This is a genomic window from Cytobacillus oceanisediminis, assembly GCF_003182355.1.
GTDB lineage: Bacteria > Bacillota > Bacilli > Bacillales > Cytobacillaceae > Cytobacillus > Cytobacillus oceanisediminis_A.
Genome location: NZ_QGTW01000027.1, coordinates 1 through 21,343, shown reverse-complemented (window position 1 = coordinate 21,343; position 21,343 = coordinate 1). Strand labels below are relative to the sequence as shown.

General features: G+C 39.8%; 22 protein-coding genes. 17 read left to right on the top strand and 5 right to left on the bottom strand.

Annotation, left to right across the window (positions count from 1 at the left end; all coding sequences use genetic code 11):
* Positions 1 to 144: 144 nt before the first annotated feature.
* Positions 145 to 3,585 carry a pyruvate carboxylase gene (gene pyc / locus DFO73_RS27505; RefSeq protein WP_110067839.1) on the top strand — a complete coding sequence of 1,147 codons (3,441 nt, stop codon included), beginning with the start codon at positions 145 to 147 and terminating at the stop codon, positions 3,583 to 3,585.
* A gap of 68 nt (positions 3,586 to 3,653) precedes the next feature.
* Here pyc and DFO73_RS27500 read toward each other — a convergent pair whose 3' ends face one another.
* Positions 3,654 to 4,628 (bottom strand): COX15/CtaA family protein, encoded by a 975-nt coding sequence (locus tag DFO73_RS27500; protein WP_110067838.1) that lies wholly within the window; start codon positions 4,626 to 4,628, stop codon positions 3,654 to 3,656.
* 671 nt (positions 4,629 to 5,299) lie between these two features.
* On the opposite strand from DFO73_RS27500, the gene cyoE reads away from it, so the two are divergent.
* The 8 genes from cyoE to DFO73_RS27460 all read left to right on the top strand — a co-directional run bounded on the left by cyoE (position 5,300) and on the right by DFO73_RS27460 (position 13,708).
* Positions 5,300 to 6,238, top strand: coding sequence for a heme o synthase (gene cyoE, locus DFO73_RS27495; RefSeq protein WP_110067837.1), 939 nt, complete (start codon positions 5,300 to 5,302; stop codon positions 6,236 to 6,238).
* A 111-nt stretch (positions 6,239 to 6,349) separates the two neighbouring features.
* Complete coding sequence (coxB, locus tag DFO73_RS27490) at positions 6,350 to 7,426, top strand: cytochrome c oxidase subunit II (protein ID WP_110067836.1); 1,077 nt, start codon at positions 6,350 to 6,352, stop codon at positions 7,424 to 7,426.
* Positions 7,427 to 7,454: 28 nt separating this feature from the next.
* Positions 7,455 to 9,323, top strand: a complete 1,869-nt coding sequence (gene ctaD / locus DFO73_RS27485; RefSeq protein WP_110067835.1) for a cytochrome c oxidase subunit I — start codon at positions 7,455 to 7,457, stop codon at positions 9,321 to 9,323.
* Positions 9,323 to 9,952: a cytochrome (ubi)quinol oxidase subunit III gene (locus tag DFO73_RS27480; protein ID WP_110067834.1), complete on the top strand. Its 630-nt coding sequence runs from the start codon at positions 9,323 to 9,325 to the stop codon at positions 9,950 to 9,952. Before ctaD ends, DFO73_RS27480 begins: the two co-directional genes overlap by 1 nt.
* 4 nt (positions 9,953 to 9,956) lie before the next feature.
* Complete coding sequence (gene ctaF, locus DFO73_RS27475) at positions 9,957 to 10,292, top strand: cytochrome c oxidase subunit IVB (RefSeq protein WP_110067833.1); 336 nt, start codon at positions 9,957 to 9,959, stop codon at positions 10,290 to 10,292.
* 208 nt (positions 10,293 to 10,500) lie between these two features.
* Positions 10,501 to 11,403 (top strand): cytochrome c oxidase assembly factor CtaG, encoded by a 903-nt coding sequence (gene ctaG / locus DFO73_RS27470; RefSeq protein WP_110067832.1) that lies wholly within the window; start codon positions 10,501 to 10,503, stop codon positions 11,401 to 11,403.
* Positions 11,404 to 11,636: 233 nt separating this feature from the next.
* Positions 11,637 to 12,104, top strand: coding sequence for a DUF420 domain-containing protein (locus DFO73_RS27465; protein ID WP_110067831.1), 468 nt, complete (start codon positions 11,637 to 11,639; stop codon positions 12,102 to 12,104).
* A 431-nt stretch (positions 12,105 to 12,535) separates the two neighbouring features.
* Positions 12,536 to 13,708: a GNAT family N-acetyltransferase gene (locus tag DFO73_RS27460; RefSeq protein ID WP_110067852.1), complete on the top strand. Its 1,173-nt coding sequence runs from the start codon at positions 12,536 to 12,538 to the stop codon at positions 13,706 to 13,708.
* Positions 13,709 to 13,741: 33 nt separating this feature from the next.
* On the opposite strand, the gene ytvI is transcribed toward DFO73_RS27460, so the two are convergent.
* Positions 13,742 to 14,800, bottom strand: coding sequence for a sporulation integral membrane protein YtvI (gene ytvI / locus DFO73_RS27455; RefSeq protein WP_110067830.1), 1,059 nt, complete (start codon positions 14,798 to 14,800; stop codon positions 13,742 to 13,744).
* A 225-nt stretch (positions 14,801 to 15,025) separates the two neighbouring features.
* Here ytvI and DFO73_RS27450 point away from each other — a divergent pair, with 225 nt between their 5' ends.
* Complete coding sequence (locus DFO73_RS27450; RefSeq protein WP_110067829.1) at positions 15,026 to 15,379, top strand: Asp23/Gls24 family envelope stress response protein; 354 nt, start codon at positions 15,026 to 15,028, stop codon at positions 15,377 to 15,379.
* 83 nt (positions 15,380 to 15,462) lie between these two features.
* On the opposite strand, the gene DFO73_RS27445 is transcribed toward DFO73_RS27450, so the two are convergent.
* Positions 15,463 to 15,822 carry a YugN family protein gene (locus tag DFO73_RS27445; protein ID WP_110067828.1) on the bottom strand — a complete coding sequence of 120 codons (360 nt, stop codon included), beginning with the start codon at positions 15,820 to 15,822 and terminating at the stop codon, positions 15,463 to 15,465.
* Between the two features lie 233 nt (positions 15,823 to 16,055).
* Between DFO73_RS27445 and DFO73_RS27440 the strand changes: the two genes are divergently transcribed.
* The 3 genes from DFO73_RS27440 (at position 16,056) to DFO73_RS27430 (ending at position 18,426) form a co-directional block, all read left to right on the top strand.
* Positions 16,056 to 16,694, top strand: a complete 639-nt coding sequence (locus DFO73_RS27440; protein WP_110067851.1) for a CAP domain-containing protein — start codon at positions 16,056 to 16,058, stop codon at positions 16,692 to 16,694.
* A gap of 4 nt (positions 16,695 to 16,698) precedes the next feature.
* Positions 16,699 to 17,130 (top strand): CBS domain-containing protein, encoded by a 432-nt coding sequence (locus tag DFO73_RS27435; protein ID WP_110067827.1) that lies wholly within the window; start codon positions 16,699 to 16,701, stop codon positions 17,128 to 17,130.
* 222 nt (positions 17,131 to 17,352) lie between these two features.
* Positions 17,353 to 18,426, top strand: a complete 1,074-nt coding sequence (locus tag DFO73_RS27430; RefSeq protein ID WP_375137357.1) for a CAP domain-containing protein — start codon at positions 17,353 to 17,355, stop codon at positions 18,424 to 18,426.
* 35 nt (positions 18,427 to 18,461) lie between these two features.
* Here DFO73_RS27430 and DFO73_RS27425 read toward each other — a convergent pair whose 3' ends face one another.
* Positions 18,462 to 18,839, bottom strand: a complete 378-nt coding sequence (locus DFO73_RS27425; RefSeq protein WP_110067826.1) for a hypothetical protein — start codon at positions 18,837 to 18,839, stop codon at positions 18,462 to 18,464.
* Between the two features lie 15 nt (positions 18,840 to 18,854).
* Positions 18,855 to 19,352, bottom strand: a complete 498-nt coding sequence (locus DFO73_RS27420; protein ID WP_110067825.1) for a PaaI family thioesterase — start codon at positions 19,350 to 19,352, stop codon at positions 18,855 to 18,857.
* Between the two features lie 167 nt (positions 19,353 to 19,519).
* Between DFO73_RS27420 and DFO73_RS27415 the strand changes: the two genes are divergently transcribed.
* From DFO73_RS27415 to DFO73_RS27400, 4 genes are all read left to right on the top strand, one after another.
* Positions 19,520 to 19,924, top strand: coding sequence for a YlbD family protein (locus tag DFO73_RS27415; protein WP_110067824.1), 405 nt, complete (start codon positions 19,520 to 19,522; stop codon positions 19,922 to 19,924).
* Positions 19,925 to 19,943: 19 nt separating this feature from the next.
* On the top strand, positions 19,944 to 20,186 hold the full coding sequence (locus tag DFO73_RS27410; RefSeq protein ID WP_110067823.1) for a YlbE-like family protein: 243 nt from the start codon (positions 19,944 to 19,946) through the stop codon (positions 20,184 to 20,186).
* Positions 20,187 to 20,303: 117 nt separating this feature from the next.
* A complete protein-coding gene (locus DFO73_RS27405; protein WP_110067822.1) occupies positions 20,304 to 20,735 on the top strand; it encodes a hypothetical protein in 432 nt (143 codons plus the stop codon).
* A 58-nt stretch (positions 20,736 to 20,793) separates the two neighbouring features.
* A complete protein-coding gene (locus DFO73_RS27400) occupies positions 20,794 to 21,234 on the top strand; it encodes a YlbF family regulator (protein WP_110067821.1) in 441 nt (146 codons plus the stop codon).
* Positions 21,235 to 21,343 lie beyond the last annotated feature (109 nt).

Sequence of the window (21,343 nt, the reverse complement as noted above, 5' to 3'; positions counted from 1 at the left end):
TAAATAAAGAATACTTCCTGCGCTAAACTGCAGGGTTGCCAGTCATTACAATTCAGGTCAGCAAGAGGGGGGATTTTCCACCCCGATTCGACCTGGATTTGGCAGAATATTATTAAAAATACATAAGAAGACGGGGTGTTTTTCTTGAGCAGAAGAATCAACAAGGTTTTAGTAGCTAACAGAGGAGAAATTGCCATCCGCGTATTCCGCGCTTGCACAGAGCTGGATATTCGTACGGTGGCCATCTATTCAAAAGAGGATTCAGGATCCTATCATCGCTATAAAGCCGATGAAGCGTATTTGGTAGGGGAAGGCAAAAAGCCGATTGATGCATATCTGGATATTGAAGGAATTATTGATATTGCTAAAAACAGCGATGTTGACGCCATTCATCCTGGATATGGATTTCTGTCTGAAAATATTGAATTTGCAAGACGGTGCGAGGAAGAGGGCATTATTTTTATTGGGCCTTCATCCAGGCATTTAGATATGTTTGGGGATAAGGTAAAAGCCAGAACACAAGCACAGCTTGCAGAAATTCCGGTTATCCCGGGCAGTGACGGGCCAGTACAGTGCCTTGAAGATGTGATCAGCTTTGGCAAAAATCATGGATTCCCTATCATTATTAAAGCCTCCCTTGGCGGCGGCGGCAGAGGCATGCGCATAGTGAGAAGCCTTGAGGAAGTAAAGGAATCATATGAGCGTGCAAAATCAGAAGCCAAAGCAGCATTTGGAAATGATGAAGTGTATGTTGAAAGATTCATAGAAAGGCCAAAGCATATAGAAGTTCAAATCATAGGTGACCGTGAAGGGAATATCGTCCACCTTTATGAAAGAGATTGCTCTGTACAAAGACGTCATCAGAAGGTTGTAGAAGTAGCACCATGCGTTTCCCTATCTGAAACGTTGAGGGATGAAATTTGCCTGGCGGCAGTCAACCTAATGAAGAATGTTGATTATATAAATGCAGGTACAGTAGAATTCCTTGTGTCTGGCGACCAGTTTTATTTTATAGAAGTTAACCCGCGTGTACAGGTTGAACATACAATCACCGAAATGGTGACAGGAGTGGATATTGTACAGACACAAATACTTGTTGCGGAAGGCCATTCCTTGCATAGCAAAGAAGTGGGAGTGCCAAAACAAGAAAATATCCATATTCATGGGTTTGCTATTCAGTCACGTGTTACGACTGAAGACCCGTTAAATAACTTTATGCCTGATACAGGTAGGTTAATGGCATACCGGTCCGGCGGCGGATTTGGTGTCCGGCTGGATGCGGGAAATGGGTTCCAGGGTGCGGTCATTACACCATATTATGATTCCCTCCTGGTAAAATTGTCGACTCATGCAATGACTTTCCAGCAGGCGGCATCAAAAATGGTCCGAAATCTTAAGGAATTCCGAATTCGCGGTATTAAAACAAATATTCCGTTCCTTGAAAATGTTGTTAAGCATGAAAAATTCCTGAAGGGAGAGTATGATACTTCCTTTATTGATGAAACACCTGAATTATTCGTATTCCCGAAAAGGAAGGACAGGGGTACGAAAATGCTTAGCTATATAGGGAATGTAACTGTCAATGGATTCCCGGGAGTTGAAAAGAAAAAGCGGCCTGTTTTTGACGAGCCTAGAGTGCCAAAAATGAAATACAGCACCAGCTACCAGGACGGCACAAAGCAAATATTGGATTCTCTTGGTCCTGAAGGCCTTGTAAAATGGATCAAAGAACAAAAAGAAGTCCTTCTTACTGATACAACTTTTCGTGATGCACACCAATCATTGCTTGCTACGCGTATAAGAACAAATGATTTAAAACATATTGCCGAACCAACGGCAAAGCTCCTTCCGGAAATGTTCTCGTATGAAATGTGGGGCGGAGCTACTTTTGATGTTGCCTACAGGTTCCTGAAGGAAGACCCATGGGAAAGATTGCTCACATTAAGAGAGAAAATGCCGAATGTGCTGTTCCAAATGCTGCTTCGTGCTTCCAATGCAGTAGGATATAAAAACTATCCTGATAATGTCATTAGAGAGTTTGTTGAAAAGTCTGCATATGCAGGAATTGATGTATTCCGGATATTTGACAGTCTTAACTGGGTTAAAGGCATGGAAGTTGCGATTGATGCTGTCCGCCAAAGCGGCAAGATTGCTGAAGCTGCCATGTGCTACACAGGCGATATTTCTGATCCAACCAGAACGAAGTATGATCTTAATTATTACAAAAATCTTGCCAAAGAGCTTGAGAACCAGGGAGCACATATACTAGCTATAAAGGATATGGCTGGACTTCTAAAGCCTCAATCTGCTTACAGGCTGATTTCTGAACTGAAAGAAACGGTGGACATTCCGATCCATCTTCATACGCATGATACAAGCGGAAATGGAATTTACACATATGCAAAAGCGATCGAAGCCGGAGTAGATATTGTAGATACAGCTTTAAGCACTATGGCTGGATTAACCTCGCAGCCAAGTGCCAATTCACTTTATTATGCATTGGAAGGCACTGACCGCAAGCCCAATGTTAATATTCAGGCTCTTGAACAATTGTCCTATTATTGGGAAGATGTCCGCAAATATTACCAGGACTTTGAAAGCGGCATGAAGGCTCCTCATTCGGAGATTTACCAGCATGAGATGCCAGGCGGACAGTACAGCAATCTGCAGCAGCAGGCTAAAGCAGTTGGCCTAGGTGATAAGTGGGATGAAGTGAAGGACATGTATTCCCGTGTGAATCATATGTTTGGGGATATCGTTAAGGTAACACCTTCCTCAAAGGTAGTAGGGGACATGGCTCTGTTTATGGTCCAAAATAAGCTTACAGAGCAAGACGTCCTAAATAAAGGGCAGTCACTTGATTTCCCTGATTCAGTAGTTGAATTGTTTGAGGGTTATTTGGGACAGCCATATGGAGGTTTTCCTAAGGATCTTCAAAAAGTGATCTTAAAAGACAGGGAGCCGATAACCGTTCGCCCGGGCGAGCTTTTGGAGGATGTCGATTTTGATGCATTAAAAGAAAAGCTCTTTAAGGAGCTTGGAAGACAGGTAACAAGCTTTGAAGCAATTGCTTATGCCCTGTATCCAAAAGTATTTATGGATTATGTAAAAACATACGAACAGTTTGGCGACATTTCTGTTTTGGATACTCCAACATTCCTTTATGGTTTAAGGCTTGGAGAAGAAGTGGAAATTGAGATTGAAACAGGGAAAACATTAATTGTTAAATTAGTTTCAATCGGCCAGCCGCAGGCTGATGGTACAAGGATTGTCTATTTTGAGCTTAATGGACAGCCGCGGGAAGTTAGTATAAAGGATGAAAGCATTAAAGCAACAGTTGCTTCCAAAGTTAAAGCAGACCCGCATAATGAAACCCACATTGCTGCCAGCATGCCTGGAACAGTAATAAAGGTAGTTGTTGAAAAGGGTGAGAAAGTGGAAAAAGGCGATCATCTAATGATCACAGAAGCGATGAAAATGGAAACAACTGTACAGGCGCCATTTTCTGGGACAGTTAAGGACATTTACGTTGGAAATGGTGAAGCGATCCAAACTGGCGACCTCTTGATTGAACTGACAAAATAAACATAAAAAAGAGCTTCGGCCAATGCCGAAGCTCTTTTTTTATAGTTGGAAGCAGCTTTTCCTCTTGTCTAAGTGATAGTCGTAACAGGAGATACTGCTGCTTCTTGTTTTTCTTCCTTCTTCACTTTCTCAATGGCAAGTTCATTCTTTTTGCTCCTGGAAGACAGGAGGATAAAATAGCTTAATACCCCAAACAGGCAAGAAATAAAGAATGCATGCCCTAGTGCTATAAATAGATTAAGTCTGGTAAGGACTACTAAGGCTCCAGCAGCAACCTGCAGGGATACAAGTATAAATGAAATAATCCAGCCCCAGTAAATGACTTTCTGATCTTTATAATATTTTATTGCGAGATAAGTTATATAGCCGATCCAGATGAAAATCAATCCTGCTGCGGCTCTGTGGCCCATTTGCACCCACTCATACATATTTCCCGGAAGTGTAAAGGCCCCATTAATACAGAGCGGCCAATCACGGCAAACCAGGCTTGCGTTTACATGCCGGACAAGAGCTCCTGTGTAAACTACAGCATAGCTATATAATGAGACACCGATTATATGCTTCCTCATTCTTTTATCGATGATCAGCTTCTCAGCCTGAAATTTCTTGTCTACTTCAAAAATAAGCAAAGTCAAAAGAAGGACTGCTGCAAAAGATATTAAGGAAATGCCGAAATGGAGGGCAAGCACGAAATCCGATTGTCCCCAGACTACTGCAGCTGCACCAATCAATGCCTGCAGTACGAGGAAGAAGAAAGAAGTCAGCGACAAAAATTTAGTTTCCCTTATGTGGCCCATTTTCCTCCAGGTCCAAACAGATAAGACCAAAACCATAATTCCAACCGAACCGGAAACCAGCCTGTGCGCAAGTTCTATAACCAGCTCAGGAGTTATTTCGCTCGGAACGAATTCTCCATTGCACAGCGGCCAGGATTTCCCGCATCCCATCCCTGATTCTGTTTTAGTAACAAGCGCACCGCCTAACAATATTAAAAGCATGCCGATTGTGGTTAAAACAGCAAACCACTTTAAAGATCGTTGCAAAGCCTTTCACCTTCTTTGTAAAATTCGTTTTCCTTTTGTTTTTACATAAAGAATAGAATTTCTTTTCTATTAATTATCCGTATTCTATCTTAACAAAAATCCTCTAAAAAGCCAGATAGGTTGTTGTTCCATTTACTTTTTCGATAGTACAGGAATAAAGCTTTTTTTACAACACTTATAAAAATTTCTAAACGTAATTATAGTAAAAAAGGTTGAAACTTGGATTGGAGTTTGCTAGAAATATATAGGGGGTATAAAATGGATATCCCTGTCGCGGAAGATATAGTTGGTTTCCCCTATAGCCAGATACATACTAGTTAGTTGGAATCTTTACTCCTAAATGTTTTCTGCAGGTTTTATTATCTCAAAAAAATAACCTTTCTTTAAGCATAATTTATTTTTGACACAAATTAGTCATAAATTATTCTAAAAAAATTCACAAAAGAGTTTTAAAGTGTGATTTAATATACAGAAGAAAGGTTTATTCTTTGCTTGAATAATAAACCGATTATTAACTTGTGAATAGTAGAAAACTATTGATTGATAATTATTTATTTAGGGTGAACCCCTCGTTTTTTATCGCAAATATGGCTTTGAAAGCAATTATGCTTTATAGTAGTTGTAGTGTTAAAATAGCTATATTTGTGATAAGGGATAAAGGAGGAAAAGATATGTCCAACTCACGGGCTTTGAGTGAAGCTGCTATAGAAGACAGTGAGCGAAGCCTTCAAAACGATATACCGAAGACTACAGTCTGGAAGGATTTTCTTGCGCTGATTAAAATAGGCATTGTAAATTCCAATTTGATAACAACCTTTACGGGGATTTGGCTTGCATTGCACTTTTCCGGCAAAGGATTTTTCAATAATCTGGACCTGGTTTTCTATACATTAATTGGTTCTTCACTGATTATAGCAGGCTCATGCAGCTTGAATAATTATATTGACCGCGATATTGATCCATTAATGGAAAGAACTAAAGGCAGGCCAACTGTAACGGGGAAAGTGAACCCTGCCAAGGTTGCGCTTTTGAGTTTTCTGTTGATTGGCCTTGGGACGGCCTTTTTGATGTTTACAACTGCAACAGCGGTTGTAATTGGATTAATTGGCGTTTTTAGCTATGTTGTCCTTTATACTATGTGGACAAAGCGCAGGTTCGTTTCCAACACAATCGTGGGCAGCATTTCCGGTGCGGTGCCTCCATTAATTGGATGGGCCGCCGTGGATGGAAGCCTCGACCCGATGGCATGGGTGCTCTTCGCAATCGTATTTATCTGGCAGCCTCCTCACTTTTATGCACTCGCAATGAGAAGGGTGGAGGAATACCGTGCAGCGGGAGTTCCGATGCTTCCAGTTGTAAAAGGATTTAAAGTGACAAAAAGGCATATTTATTTCTGGGTCGCGGCATTATTGCCGTTGCCGTTCCTTTTGCCTTCACTTGGTTTGTCATTCATTATCCTTGCAACGATCTTGAATATCGGCTGGATTTTGACTGGCATTTATGCCAGGAAATTTAATGATGATATTAAATGGGCTACATTAATGTTTGTATACTCATTACAATATCTGACCATCATGTTTGTAGCTATGGTAATCATCACACTTATTTAATTTTGTTAGGAAATTCTTTCTTTCGCTAGTTACGAGAGGGGATTTATCCATATTTTTTGATCAAACAATTCAAAAAATGAAATTTTTACGAAAGAGGGGTTTGATTAAGCTATGAAAAGGCTTGCAAAGTGGCGTCTTTTTTCTCTGTTTGCGGTGATGGCATTCGTTCTCTCCGCTTGCAGCGGTAAACCGTATTTATCTACGCTAAATCCTGCCGGCGAAGTGGCGCAAACACAGTATGATTTAATGGTGTTAAGTACAGCAATTATGGTGGGGGTAATTGCCGTCGTAACAGTAATCTTCTTTATTGTTGTTTTTAAATTCCGCCGCAAGGACGACAGAATTCCGAAACAAGTTGAAGGAAGCCACAAACTTGAAATTATTTGGACTGTCATTCCGATCTTATTACTTCTTATTCTTGCTGTACCGACAGTTTCAGCTACCTTTAAGCTTGCTGACGTAAGTGAAATGGAAAAGAAGAATGAAGAAGGCAAAACAGATGCACTTGTTGTTAATGTGCGTGCTAACCTATACTGGTGGGAGTTTGAATATCCAAACCAGGAAATTATCACTGGACAGGAACTAGTTGTTCCAACTGACCAAAAAGTTTATTTCAACCTGATTGCGTCTGATGTTAAGCACTCATTCTGGATTCCTGCTGTTGGCGGAAAGCTGGATACAAACACAGATAATGTGAATAAATTCTGGCTGAAGTTTGACAGCGAAAAGTCTGATGAGGCCGACAACTTATTCTATGGTAAGTGTGCAGAGCTTTGCGGACCTTCCCATGCTTTGATGGATTTCAAAGTTAAAGCGGTTCCAAGTGACGAGTTTGATCAGTGGGTAACTGCAATGCAGGAAGTAAAAGAGCCTCAACAGGCTGAAACAGATCTTGCGCAAGCTGGACAAGAAGTATTTAATAACAGCTGTATCGGCTGTCATGCTGTAACTCCAGCGAACACTGCTCCTGAAGCAGCTCGTTTAGCTCCAAACTTAACAAACTTTGGCGATCGTGAGCGTATTGCTGGTATCCTTGACCACACAGAAGAAGACCTGAAAGATTGGTTAAGAGATCCAGAAACATTTAAACCTGGCAATAAAATGACAGGAACTTACGGCGAGTTGACTGAAGAAGAGCTTGATGCCCTTGCAGAATACTTAATGGGCTTAAAGGTTATGGAACAATAGGGGATTTTTTGAAAAGGGAGGTAAAATTGTGAGTACCTTAGCACAGAAAAAAGGTTTTGGAGCGACATTATGGGACTATTTAACAACAGTTGACCATAAAAAAATCGCGATCCTTTATCTTATAGCTGGCGGATTTTTCTTCTTGCTTGGCGGTTTGGAAGCCATGTTTATCCGTATCCAGCTTGCAGTACCAAACAATGATTTTGTAAGTGCCGGATTGTATAATGAAATTTTAACCATGCACGGTACAACGATGATCTTCTTAGCGGCGATGCCACTTATATTTGCGTTTATGAATGCCGTAATGCCACTGCAAATTGGTGCGCGTGACGTTGCATTTCCATTCTTGAATTCTTTAGGATTTTGGCTGTTTTTCTTTGGTGGAGTATTCCTTAACCTTTCATGGTTTTTAGGAGGAGCACCTGATGCAGGCTGGACTTCCTATGCATCTCTATCAATTGCTTCTGAAGGGCATGGAATTGACTTCTATGCACTAGGATTGCAGATCTCCGGTGCAGGTACGTTAATTGGCGGTATCAACTTCCTTGTTACAATCATTAACATGCGTGCTCCTGGAATGACTTATATGCGTATGCCGATGTTTACTTGGGCTACGTTTGTAACTTCAGCATTAATTCTATTTGCATTCCCTGCTTTAACAGTAGGTTTATTCTTGCTAATCTTTGACCGTATGTTTGGATCTAACTTCTTTGATCCGGCTATGGGAGGAAACACAATAATCTGGGAGCACTTTTTCTGGATTTTTGGTCACCCTGAAGTTTATATCTTGGTATTACCGGCATTCGGTATCTTCTCCGAAATTTTTGCGATTTTCTCAAGAAAGCGCCTGTTCGGATATTCTTCCATGGTATTCGCTACAGTTCTTATCGGTTTCTTAGGATTCATGGTTTGGGCTCACCATATGTTTACAACTGGAATGGGTCCAATTGCGAACGCGATCTTCGCAGTTGCAACGATGGCAATTGCCGTACCAACTGGTATTAAAATCTTCAACTGGCTATTTACAATGTGGGGCGGAAGCATTACGTTTACAACGCCAATGCTTTGGGCTGTTGCCTTCATTCCTTCATTTGTAGCCGGCGGTGTTACTGGTGTTATGCTAGCTTCTGCAGCACAGGATTATCAGTACCATGACAGCTACTTTGTAGTTGCACACTTCCATTATGTAATTGTCGGCGGTGTTGTATTTGCATTATTTGCAGGTGCACATTTATACTGGCCGAAAATGTTCGGTACAATGTTAAACGAATTCCTTGGGAAAATTACTTTTGTGTTATTCTTTATCGGATTCCATTTAACATTCTTTATCCAGCACTTCCTCGGACTTTGGGGAATGCCGCGCCGTATCTTTACTTTCCTTCCTGGACAGGGACTGGAAACGGCTAACTTTGTAAGTACAGTTGGTGCTTTCTTCATGGCAGCCGCTGTGATTGTATTATTAATCAATGTTGTTATTACAACTGTTAAAAACGAAAAAGTTGGCAATGACCCATGGGGAGATGGCCGTACACTTGAATGGGCTATTCCTTCACCGCCTCCATTCTATAACTTCAAGCAGCTTCCGCTGATTCGCGGACTTGATGCTTACTGGCTTGAGAAGATGGAAGGCAAAAAGGGAATGTCACCTGCTGAACCGCTAGGTGATATCCATATGCCAAACAATTCTTTCATTCCATTTGTTATTTCTTTCGGCTTATTTGTGGCTGCATTTGGTGCAATGTATAGAGCTGACTACAGCTGGGGTATTCCAGTATTGGTTGTAGGTATGCTGATTACTTTAGGTTCAATGTTCGTCCGTTCTATTAAGGATGATCATGGCTACCACATTCATAAAGAAGATTTGGAAGATAATAATGATAAGGGGGTTAAGGCATAATGGCTGCTGAACAAAAGATGACATACGAAACATGGCCGGCGTCGCCTGAAAAGCAAACCCTCGAGGCCAAGAACAAATTTTTAGGTTTCTGGTTTTTCCTTGGAGGAGAGACAGTTCTATTCGCCTCCCTCTTTGCAACTTACCTTGCCCTGAAGGATAAAGTACCTAGCAGTGATATGGCGTTAGCGAAGGACCTATTTGAGATTCCTCTTGCATTTATGATGACGATGCTTTTATTAACTAGCTCGTTAACAAGCGTCTATGCAATGTATCATATGAAGAACTTTAATTTTAAGAAGATGCAGCTATGGCTTGGAATTACAGTTTTGCTTGGACTTGGTTTCCTAGGTTTGGAAATTTACGAGTTCAATCATTATGTACATGAATTTCATCATAGTTTCACAAGCAGTGCATTTGGTTCAGCCTTCTATACATTAGTCGGCTTCCATGGTGCCCACGTGGCATTTGGTTTACTATGGATCACTACTCTAATGATCCGCAACAGCAAAAGAGGATTAAGCCTTTACAATGCGCCTAAGTTCTATGTTGCGAGCCTTTACTGGCACTTCATTGACGTTGTTTGGGTATTCATCTTCACAGTAGTATATTTAATGGGAATGGTGGGATAATCTGATGGCAAATCAACAACCAAACTCAGGAAACCCAAGAGTAGACATTGAATATAGACGCAAAAAAAGTGCAGAAGAGATGAAGCATCAAGTTATCACTTTTGCAATGATGATCTTCTTAACAATTGTTGCGTTCGTAGCAGCTGGTTATGAAGGTTTCTCGGCATGGTTTATTGTGCCTTTCATTTTGATTCTTGCAGTTGTGCAGGTAATCTTCCAGTTATACTATTTCATGCATATGAGCCATAAAGGTCACGAAGCACCTGCATTGTTCTTATACTCCGGCGCATTAGTCGGATTTATTACAATCATTGCCTTTCTGACTGTCATTTGGTGGTAATCATAGGAGAAAATCGGCTATTGGCCGATTTTCTTTTTATGTAAGCGGGTTTTGGAAATTATGGGGAGTTGCACTTCATTGAGATTAGGGACGAGAGAGAGTATAATATTACTGGGAATGTAATTGCAGTTAGAGCAAAGATGTGTTAGAAGGCCAATGCTAAAAAAATGACTGGCGATAATGAGTTATACTGAATGAGGTGATAGGCATGTCTTTAGAAATATTCGGTTTTCGTGCGCTTTGGAGTCCATTATTCTTTTTATTTGTGCTTCTTGTTCTTGGAGGATACTATCTATTAACAGTTAAGTATCGGACCAGATTTAAAAACAGTGAGCCTTTGACGAAAAGGCAGGGATTATACTTTGTTTCAGGAATGGTTGTTTTATATGCGATTAAGGGTTCTCCTGTGGACCTGATGGGCCATTTAATGTTTTATGCCCATATGATTCAGATGGCTATCTTATATTTGGTCGTTCCTCCGCTTGTAATCCTGGGAATCCCGCAATGGGTTTGGCGTGCGGCAATTAATTATAAAGGTGTTAAACCTTTATTTGATTTCTTTACCAAGCCGCTTATAGCCCTTATCCTGTTCAATGGCGTTTTTTCTATTTACCATATACCTGATGTGTTTGATATTGTAAAAACCGATATGCTGCTTCATTCGGCATATACAACTATATTGTTCCTGCTGGCAACTTTAATGTGGTGGCCTATTCTGAATGAACTGCCTGAAAGGGATACATTAGGCGGACTTAAGAAGGTAGGATACGTATTTGCCAATGGTGTTTTGCTGACGCCTGCATGCGCGCTGATTATTTTTGCAGATACTCCGATGTACAATACCTACTCGGATCCTAATGCATGGGCACAGGCACTTGAGTTATGTGTTCCTTCTACTACATTGGCAAACCTTAACTTGAGCGGACCTGAAATGTTTAATTCCATGTCACTGATCCATGATCAGCAGCTGGGCGGCGTTATTATGAAAATTATCCAGGAAATTGTGTATGGCATTGTTTTAGCACAGATCTTCTTCGCCTGGTATAAAAAAGAACAAGAAGAAACACCTATTGAAAAAGAACATATGCTTAATCCGCAGCCAATTAAATAATTGGGGAAACTCCAGCTTGATTGCTGGAGTTTTTTTACAATCTCTGTTCTGTCAATAGTGCAGTGAATTTAATCACATATGAATAGTTAAATCTTGAACATTTAAGGAACTTTTTTTAAAAGTACATTCAGTTTGTTGAAAAAAGCGGTATACTCTACTAGAATTAAATTTGTGATTTATTTGATACACCTAGTATTGAATTTTAAACCGAGAACCGGAGAGAGGAAGACGAAATGGAATATTCATTGCCAATATTGCCTACTATTAGTACAACATTCATTGTGCTTAGCGCAATAACTGTTGCGATTGGCTGGGTACAGATTAGCAAAAAGAAACTTGAAGCCCATAAAAAAACGATGACTTTAGCTGCTGTGTTCGCTGTCATTTTCTTTGTCATATATGCCAGCAGAACCATATTTATCGGCAATACTGCTTTTGGCGGTCCTGACGATATTAAAATTTATTATACCATCTTCTTGATTTTCCATATTACTCTTGCAACTGTGGGAGCTGTTTTAGGAATTATTTCACTATATACCGGCTATAAGAATAAATTGGATAGACATAGAAAGCTGGGGCCTGTTACAAGTGTTATCTGGTTCTTTACAGGGATTACAGGTGTTGCTGTTTACTTGCTGCTCTATGTCTTCTACCATGGCGGGGAGACTACATCTGTTATTAAGGCAATACTGGGAACATAATAATGATAGAATACCGTTCTTTGAAGCGGTATTTTTTTATTTGGGAATGTGAAGACTCATTGTTTATTTTGGCACTCTGTTGTTGAAGCGGAGGGAACAAGCTCCTCGAAAATGCAACGTATTTCCTTCGTGCCGTGTTTATTCTGGGATGCTTTTTCAATGTCCAGCTGGAAACGCGAGTCTAAGGGAGACACCGCAGGCGTTCATGCCTAGGAGGTCCCGGACTGCCCGCGGATCCGCTGAGTGCCCGGCGCGGAAATCAACAGGCAAGTTTAACAGAGCATTTTATTTAAAAAAAGAAAGTATTATTCATTTTGCAATGGTAACTGCCTATGGTGAACCCTTCAATTTAAACAAATAAAGAATTCCAGAAGGAGTTATAAGCTCCATAGCGAATCCTTATTAGGATGAAAAAAGCGGGAGTGAAAAAAGTGAACGTAAGGAAATTAGAAGAAAAAGAATACATAGATGCACTGAAACTTTCCATGTATGCCTTTCAGTACGATGTCCCTGAAGACGATATTCCAAAGCGCAAGGAAATGTTAAAGAAGCATACGATTTTTGGTATATGGGAAGGAGAAAATCTGGCTGCTAAGCTGCATATCATTCCATTAAATGTTTATATAAATGGCCATGCATGGAAGATGGGAGGCATAGCTGGGGTTGCGACCTATCCCGAGTATAGAAGAAATGGCCACGTCAGCCAGCTAATAAAACAATCTTTGGTTGAGATGGATGAGCAGGAACAGATCTTTTCATTTTTGCACCCTTTTAATATATCTTTTTATCGAAAATTCGGCTGGGAGATTTTCACCGATTACAAGAAGACTTTCATCAATAAAATTGATTTAAATATGGCAGGCAAACCTTCAGGCTCAATTAAACGATTTAATAAAAGCCAGCATATCAAAACAATTGAAAAAATTTACGAAGAATATATGGGGCAGTATTCTGGAGGGCTTATCAGAGATACCTATTGGTGGGAGAACTTTGTCTATTCGGATTATCAGATTGCTGTATATTTTGACGAAAATGGTGACGGCAAAGGCTATCTTCTTTTTAAAGTAAAAGATAATAAAATGGACGTAGAAGAATTCACCGCACTCAATCAGGAGGCCAGAGTGAATTTATGGAACTTCATCTGCCAGCATGATTCCATGATTGAGAGGGTGAAGATCATCACTTCTGTACATGATCCGTTTCCATATTATCTGCATCAGCCTAACTTAACAATGGAGATTTTTCCGTATTTTATGGGGAGAATTGTAAATGTGGAAAAGTGCCTCAGCAAATATTCTTTTAATCATAACGAAGAAAAAGTTTTTATACATATTGAGGATTTCCATGCTTCATGGAATACTGGAAGCTATCTGATCACGGGCAGTGAAACAGCTGTTTTTAAGAATAAAGAAGGAAGCCGCTGTGCAAAGCCTGCAGCTAGAGGTTTGCACATGTCCATAAATGCTTTATCAGCAATCATCATTGGATACAAGCGTCCGCTGGAATTATACGATTTAGGTGAAATTACAGGTCCAAGAAAAGATGCCGAGGTTCTTGAAAGAAAAATTCCCCTGCAAAAATCCTTTTTTTACGATTTCTTTTAAATACACACAAAAAGCTTCCAGTAAGGAAGCTTTTTATATTTTAAAGTTCATTTTAATTAAACCGGCTTCTTTGGCTGAATTAAAGGCAATAACTAAAAGCGGGCCTATGATGAACCCGAGTATGCCTATTAAATTTAAACCGATATACATCGCTATTAGAGTCGCTAGGGGGGATAGGCCGATGTGGGTCCCCATTACCTTTGGTTCAACTGTTCTTCGTATAATTAACAGTACAGCTGCCAATATTGCGAGCTGTGTACCCATTCCAATATCTCCAGTGAAGAGATGAAAAAGGGCCCAGGGGCCAAGAATGACGATGGAGCCAATTATCGGTATAAAGTCAATAACCCAGATAATAATTGACATAACCAAGGCTACTTCCGGATTAATAAATAATAGACCGATCAGGGAAACGATAAAAATAATCACACTAACAAGGAATTGAGCCTTAAAGAAACCAAATCCAACATACGAAAGCCTGGAAGTCATGAATCTGACTTTATCAGCCGTTTTTTCAGTCAGATGGTTGTACATCCCTTTCCTTAAGCGTGGAAGGTCAATTAAAAATAGGAACAACGCGATTAGATACACAATGAGACTAACAAGATAGTTTGGAATATTCGTCAATAGCGCTTTTAGATTATCTATATTGACATAGGCTACGAGGTCATCTTTTGTTTTATTCAAAAAGGATTGGACCTGGATGCTGATTTCATCAACTAAATCCTTTGGAAGATCTTTAGCGGCATTCGTAAAATCTGCCTCAGCCCGCAGCCATGCTTTTGTAATTTCATTAATGTACAAAGGTGCATTTTCAATAAGCTTAATCGCCTCTGTAATCACTTTCGTTGTAATAAAATAGCCAGACAAACCAATAAAAAGGACAAATCCAATAAAAGTAATCAACACGGATATTCTTCTATTTATTCTTATTTTATTCTGAAGCAATTTAACGATTGGTTCCAAAATGAGAGCTGTAATGAAGGCAACAATCAATGGAACAGATACAGGTAAAATAAAGTAGAATATGGCGGCAATAAGAAGAGCCCCAATTAATATAAATAAAAATCGTCTAGTGAATATTGCAGACAAAAATAAATCCCCTTTCCAAACTCCTAAAAGCAGTTAGCATCAGCCTTTATAATGGCATATATTCAACAGTTACATAAGGATACAAAATAATAGTAACATTTCAATTATATTATGCATTTAATGTTAGAAACAATAAAAACATCTTTAAGTACATGATTTTATTTCCTGAGAGATTATAGCCCGGTAGAACTTTAAATAAATCGGACAGAAAGAAGTGACAAGAAGATGCAAAATGAACATCTCAACTTCGAAACGATTAAAGCAGCCAGCGATATAATCTCAGCTATAGTAGAATCAAGTTTACTAGAACGGGATGGTGTGATCCCCGTAAAAAGTGATAAATTATCTTTTTTTAAAAAAAGCCCTAATAATATTTCAATCTCATTTAGAGATACAGAAGTTTATTTGAAAATAAAAATGAACATACAAAAGGGAATTAATATTTTGGAGGAAACAACCCAGATTCAGAAAGAAATCAAGGATGAAATTATTCACTTAACAGGCCTAAAAGTAAGAAGAGTTGACCTATGTATAGACAAAATGGTCCCTCAGTCATCCCTAGAGGATTTGAGATATTAATTGTGTATAAAAAGACGCATGGTACCCATGCGTCTTTTGCAGTGAAAGATTGCCTTTGAAGCCATTCAGCTTCCACTTTTAAATTATACCGCGAAATGATCGATTTCAGTTTTAATATCAACAAGAATTTTTTCACACTGATTTACAAGTGATTTCGGGAAGGTTTCACCTTCTCCATATTCAACTCCATGCGGGTAATAATGCTTGCCAAGAAGTGGAGTCATTAGCTGAATTAATGCTTTATGTGCTCCTACATCTCCCTCAACTGCATATCCGAATACTCGAAGGTAAAAAACACCTTCCTTTAATTCAAATTTACGGTCATATGTAACTCTTTCGTAATCCCATTGGCCCTCACGGACAAGGCCGTGTGATAGCATTACTTCATCTAAGCGGGTTAAGTCTGCTTTTTTATTTTCCAGACCTGTGTTTTCAAATTTCATAATTGTCCCTCCTGAAAACAATCCATGGTTCTGCTGAACGATCCATGCATAATTTAAACAAGTTTATCTCAAATTTAATAATAGTAGAAAAAAGCGTAACATGCAACGGATACATGCAAGAAAACAAAGTTCTGCCAAATATCATCAGGAAAATCAAGACAAGTTATTTATTGTATCCTATTTTCAACATGAAAATTAATTTACTGCTCAACAAGGCGAAAGGGGAACAGCCGATGAAAAAAAGAACGATAACAATAGCTTTATTAATATATTTATTAGCTTCCGGGCCTGCTGCTGCCACTACAGAGTATAAGGTTGAAAAAGCCGACACTCTCTGGAAAATAGCAGATAAATTCAACAAAGATTTAAATGATATTATTAACAGCAATTCTCATATTAAAAATCCTGATTTAATATATCCTGGACAAACCGTACTCATACCTGAACAAACCGGGAAGAGAAGCATCCAAAAAATTGCTGAGGGTGAGCGCACTATATGGAAGCTTGCCAATGAGGAGCGTAAGCAGAAAGGGTTAAAGCCACTGGTAATGGATTCTATTCTTACTGGAGCTGCTAAGCAAAAATCCAAAGATATGATGAAATTTGAATACGTGTCGCATAATTCTCCTACATATGGAAATCCTACGAAAATGTTAAGGAATCAGGAAATTTCTTTCCTGACAGTAAAGGAGAATATCGGAGCGGGCTATAGGTCAGCTGATGAGATGTTTTCAGCCTGGATGAATTCTTCAATTCACCGCGCAAACATCCTGGATAAAAGAGCTACAAATATTGGAGTTGGATATGTAAAAGGCGGTTTACATGGGCACTATTGGACTATATTCATTGTGGAAAAAAATGAAGGAGGATAAAACCATGGAAAAAATTCGTGATATTATGACTAATGATGTTGAAAGCTGCTCGCTTTTGGATAATGTATATGAAGTGGCGGTTAAGATGAAGGAGTTAAATGTAGGTGCTATTCCTATTGTTGATAATGATAAGCTTGTCGGAATGATTACAGATCGCGATATTGTCCTTCGCTGCGTGGCTGAAAAGCATCCTGCTTCTTCAAAAGTCGAAGACATTATGAGCAGTCATCTTGTAACAGTTAAAAAAGATACAGAATCGAGAGAAGCTGCCCGCTTGATGGCAGAGCACCAAATTCGCCGCTTGCCTGTGGTGGAAGGTGACAAGCTTGTCGGGATAGTATCCCTTGGCGACTTTGCTGTTCGCCACTTAACAGATGAACAGGCAGGAGAAGCTCTTTCCGATATCTCAAAACATGAAAATGAAGCACAACACTAAAAGGACACCAAATGGTGTTCTTTTTTTGTCTTCCCCAGGTCACATGCCAGCATTCGTCTTTAAAAACAATAGATAAACGATACACCTAATGGTATGATTAGTACAAAAGACTGAGATATATTTGTCATTTTATTTCGTAGCGCACATTACATAAAACATTGTAAATGTTATACTCTTTAAATACTATAAATAGAATAGTTGATAGAAGGGAGGGCGCGTTCTCTGCGGACACTTTTGCGAATATTAGTATTGATCTCCATATTTCTGGCAGCTGGTTTTTATTTGGATATTACCGGTGAGGAACAGGGAGAAATATTGGTAAACCAGGAAAATTCACAGCCTGAGGCAATAAAGGATTTGGGTCAGGATGTGAACCCAGACATGTCTTCCAATGCAGGAATTCCTGAAAACGGTTTGGCCAAGCTGATGGGAAAATCTATTCAGAAGGTTAAAGAAAGTTTAGGTGAGCCGTCCAGGATTGATCCTTCTTTTTTTGGTTATGAATGGTGGATTTATAATAAAAGCGATACAAAGTATGCCCAGGTTGGCGTAAACGGCAACAAAGTGGTCACAATTTTTGCAACTGGGGAAAATTTGGACATAAGTCCTTTTAAAATCGGGCAGCCTGTAGGTGAAATTTATTCTTCTGTTTTTGTTGAGACAAATATCAATCTTGAATATAAAGAAAGCTCCTACCGTTTTGAACTGTCTGAAGAAGATCTTAATACCAGGCCGCTGGTAATGGTTGGAGACCATTATGCGCAGCTGAATATCGATAAATTTACAGGAACACTTTCAAGTGTAAGGTTAATGGATGCTGCAACTTTAATTAAGATGCGGCCGTATGAAATGGTTTACCGCGGAGAATTATTAGAAGCCCCCCTGCCTTCACCTGCCTTTGAGGAAGACGTGGAGAGAGGGAAGGAACAGCAGATTCTGGATCTTACAAATGTACTGAGGGTGCGGCATAATTTAAGTCCGCTGGAATGGGATAAAATGACTGCGGACGTTGCGTTTGCCCACAGCAAGGATATGTATGAAAGCAAAGATTTTTCCCATATATCCAAAACTTACGGTGAATTGGCCGACCGGCTTGAAGCCGGAGGTGTCTTATACAAAATGGCCGGAGAAAATATTGCTGCAAATTATATGGATGCACCGGCAGTTGTTGAGGGCTGGCTTAATAGCAAGGGACATAGGGAAAGCTTGTTAAATGAAGAGTTCACCCACCTGGGGGTTGGTGTTTATAAGAAGCATTATACCCAAAATTTCATCAGGAAGCTGGAAGAAGAATAATGAAGTCGAAAAGAGCCGAACTTAGTCAGGCTCTTTTATTTTCTTACATTAGACTGTTCTTTAACATGTATTCGGCTGACTAGGAAATATTCTTCCTTCCAATTCCCGTATAAGTGTACGGTGTCTCCAATATTTAGAGAAGGCAAGCTGGCATTTTTCATTAACGGAGTAATCTTTTTTACCTTCCACTGTTTTTTGGCTGATGATTGGATGGTCAAGTCAAGAACATGGACGTAGCGGTGATAATAATATCTTTGCTTACTTTCGCTCATATGGACAATCTCCCCGGAGATGATGGCTTCTTCAGGAACATTGTTGAGATCCGCCCACTTTTCATAGCTTTCACGCATCTCTTTTTTTGTCAGCCAATAAAAGTAAAGGCAAATAATCGGTATAACGATAGCGGTAACCATGTTTCCACCTGCTTTTTAATTATTGACGCCTTTCTTTTCAATGATAAAAAAGCTGCCTGTTGCCTGGGCGATCTTTCTGCCGTCTGCCCGATGGACTTCAGCAGATAACACCATGGTCTTTGTTCCTTTATGGTCAATATTCGCCCTGCATGTTACATAATCACCTTTTCCTACTGACAGATAGTGTACGTTTAACTGCGTAGTTACAGCTCCAAACCCGTCGGGCAGCAGTGAAGCTGCAAGAGTTCCCATTGCAGAGTCGATAACTGTTGCGGTAATCCCTCCATGAAGGATTCCAAGCGGATTATCCACTAGCGGTGTCAGGGGGATGGTTAAAATGCATTCATCTTTAGTTATAGAACGCTCCATTTGCAGCAATCCCCCTATATAGGAACTGTTTTGGCCAGTTTGTTTTTTATGAAAGCCCTGCAGCACGGATTTTAAAACCTCTAATTCCTCGTCTGTAGCCTGATTTGTGTATTTATAGAATAATTCCATTATTTCCTTGTTCATGAAAAATCACCCTTCATTAGCTTTCTGCATTCATATATTATCACTAATGGAAGAATTTTTAAATTTATTAATGTTGAAGGTTTCAGGGGCAGCACCTTTCATTCACCTTTTCCTTTAACATTCATATGGTAATATAGGCATTTGTAACAGAATGAGGTGAAATAGGCATGACTAATAATAAGCTTCATCCCTCTGTTGAAAAATTTAAAGAGTTTGTGAAGCAGAACCCGCAGATTATTAGGGAAGTCCGGTCCGGCAATGCAACATGGCAGGATTTATATGAGGACTGGTACCTTCTGGGGGAAGATGACTCAAGATGGGATTCATTTAAAGAAAACAAGGGAGAAAAACGAACATCTGAAGAGAAGAAAAGCGACTGGGTGGGCAATATCATGGGGACGCTTAAACATATGGATGCCAATCAAATGCAGGGATACATCAATAATCTTAGCCAGGCACTGTCAGCTGTCCAGGGAGTCATTTCCCAGTTTCAAGGCGGGCAGCAATCTGGCGGGGGCTCAAAGTCAGCAAACACGAAACCAAATAACCCGTTCACATTTCGAGAAGATTAAACACAAGGAGAACGAAAGAATGAGAAAAGATATTATCGATTATCTTGATCAAAAAAAGGAATTAAAGCAATTCATCCGGGAGCAGCCCCACTGGTATAGAACCTTAACAAGAAATCCCCATGAAATTCAATCCCTTGAAGTGGCTGCTCTGCACTATTATAAAAAGACCATTCCCCATCAGGTCGAGAAATTTACAAATGGGGTGCAAATGGCTTCCATGATGATGAGCATGTTCCAGGCAATGAATTCACAATCCAATTAAAAAGCTTTCTCGCGAGCGAGAGAGCTTTTTATTATGTTAAAGAGTAAAAAAGAGTAGCGGTGCAAACACTATTTATATTAAATATTGTTGTAAGTCAACTTGAGGAGTGAAAAATTAATGAAAGGGATAAGAAACCTGTCTTTTATACTTTTTCTGTTTGTTCTTGCGGCCTGCCAAAAAGATATTCCAGAGCCTGAAACTAAATTGGAAGTTGAGCCTGTAAATGCAATAGAGCTTGCCTCTGATATCCCGGTTTCAGGAGTGGAGAGCAGCAATACGAAAAATCCCTTCTATGTCCGGCATCAAGTGAGGGGCAGGGAAGTGCTTGTAGAATGTATCGTGCAGGGAATTTCTTTTAGTGGGCAGAGCGCTAAAGATAAAGGCAAAATTCTATTATATGTGGACGGAAAAAAGAAAGAGGAGATTTCCTCAGCAGCTTTTATAATAAAAGGGCTTTCTTCAGGTAAGCACCGAATCAGGCTGGAGCTTGTGAAAGAAAACCAGCCTATCTCTAAACTAAAAAGAGAGTTTTATGTTTCTATCCCGTAGGTTCCTTGCTTTAGCTTTGCAACGTTTCATGCTAAAATAAGAAACGGAGGTGGGCTATTTGCTTGCTACATTAGAGAGAATGGCTATATTGGACAAAGCTGACGAGCTTGCAGCAATGATTGTCGAATCCGAGGAAGCGGAACATTACCGCAAAAGTTTATATAAATTAAAGAACAGCCGTGAGACACAAAGAAAAATTCAGGAATTTGTTAAAATGAAAGAGCTTTATGAAGAGGTTCAGCGTTTCGGCAAATATCATCCAGAATATAAAAAAGTAATGATGTCTATCCGGGAGCTTAAGCGTGATATGGATATGGACAGCCATGTGGCAGAGTTCAGAAGGGCTGAAACTGGCCTGCAAAATTTGCTTGATGAGGTAAGCGTACTTATTGGGCGCTCCGTTTCAGAGCATATCAAGGTCCCAACTGGAAATCCATTCTTTGAATCAAGCTGCGGAGGCGGCTGCGGCAGTGGTGGAAGCTGCGGCTGTTCAGCATAAAAAACCAGCACAAGTGTTAATGTCCCCTTTAAGTAGACATTCAAAAAAACCTTCATGATACCATGGAGGAAAGAATTCTACTTGGAGGGGATTTTTCTATGGCAAAAAA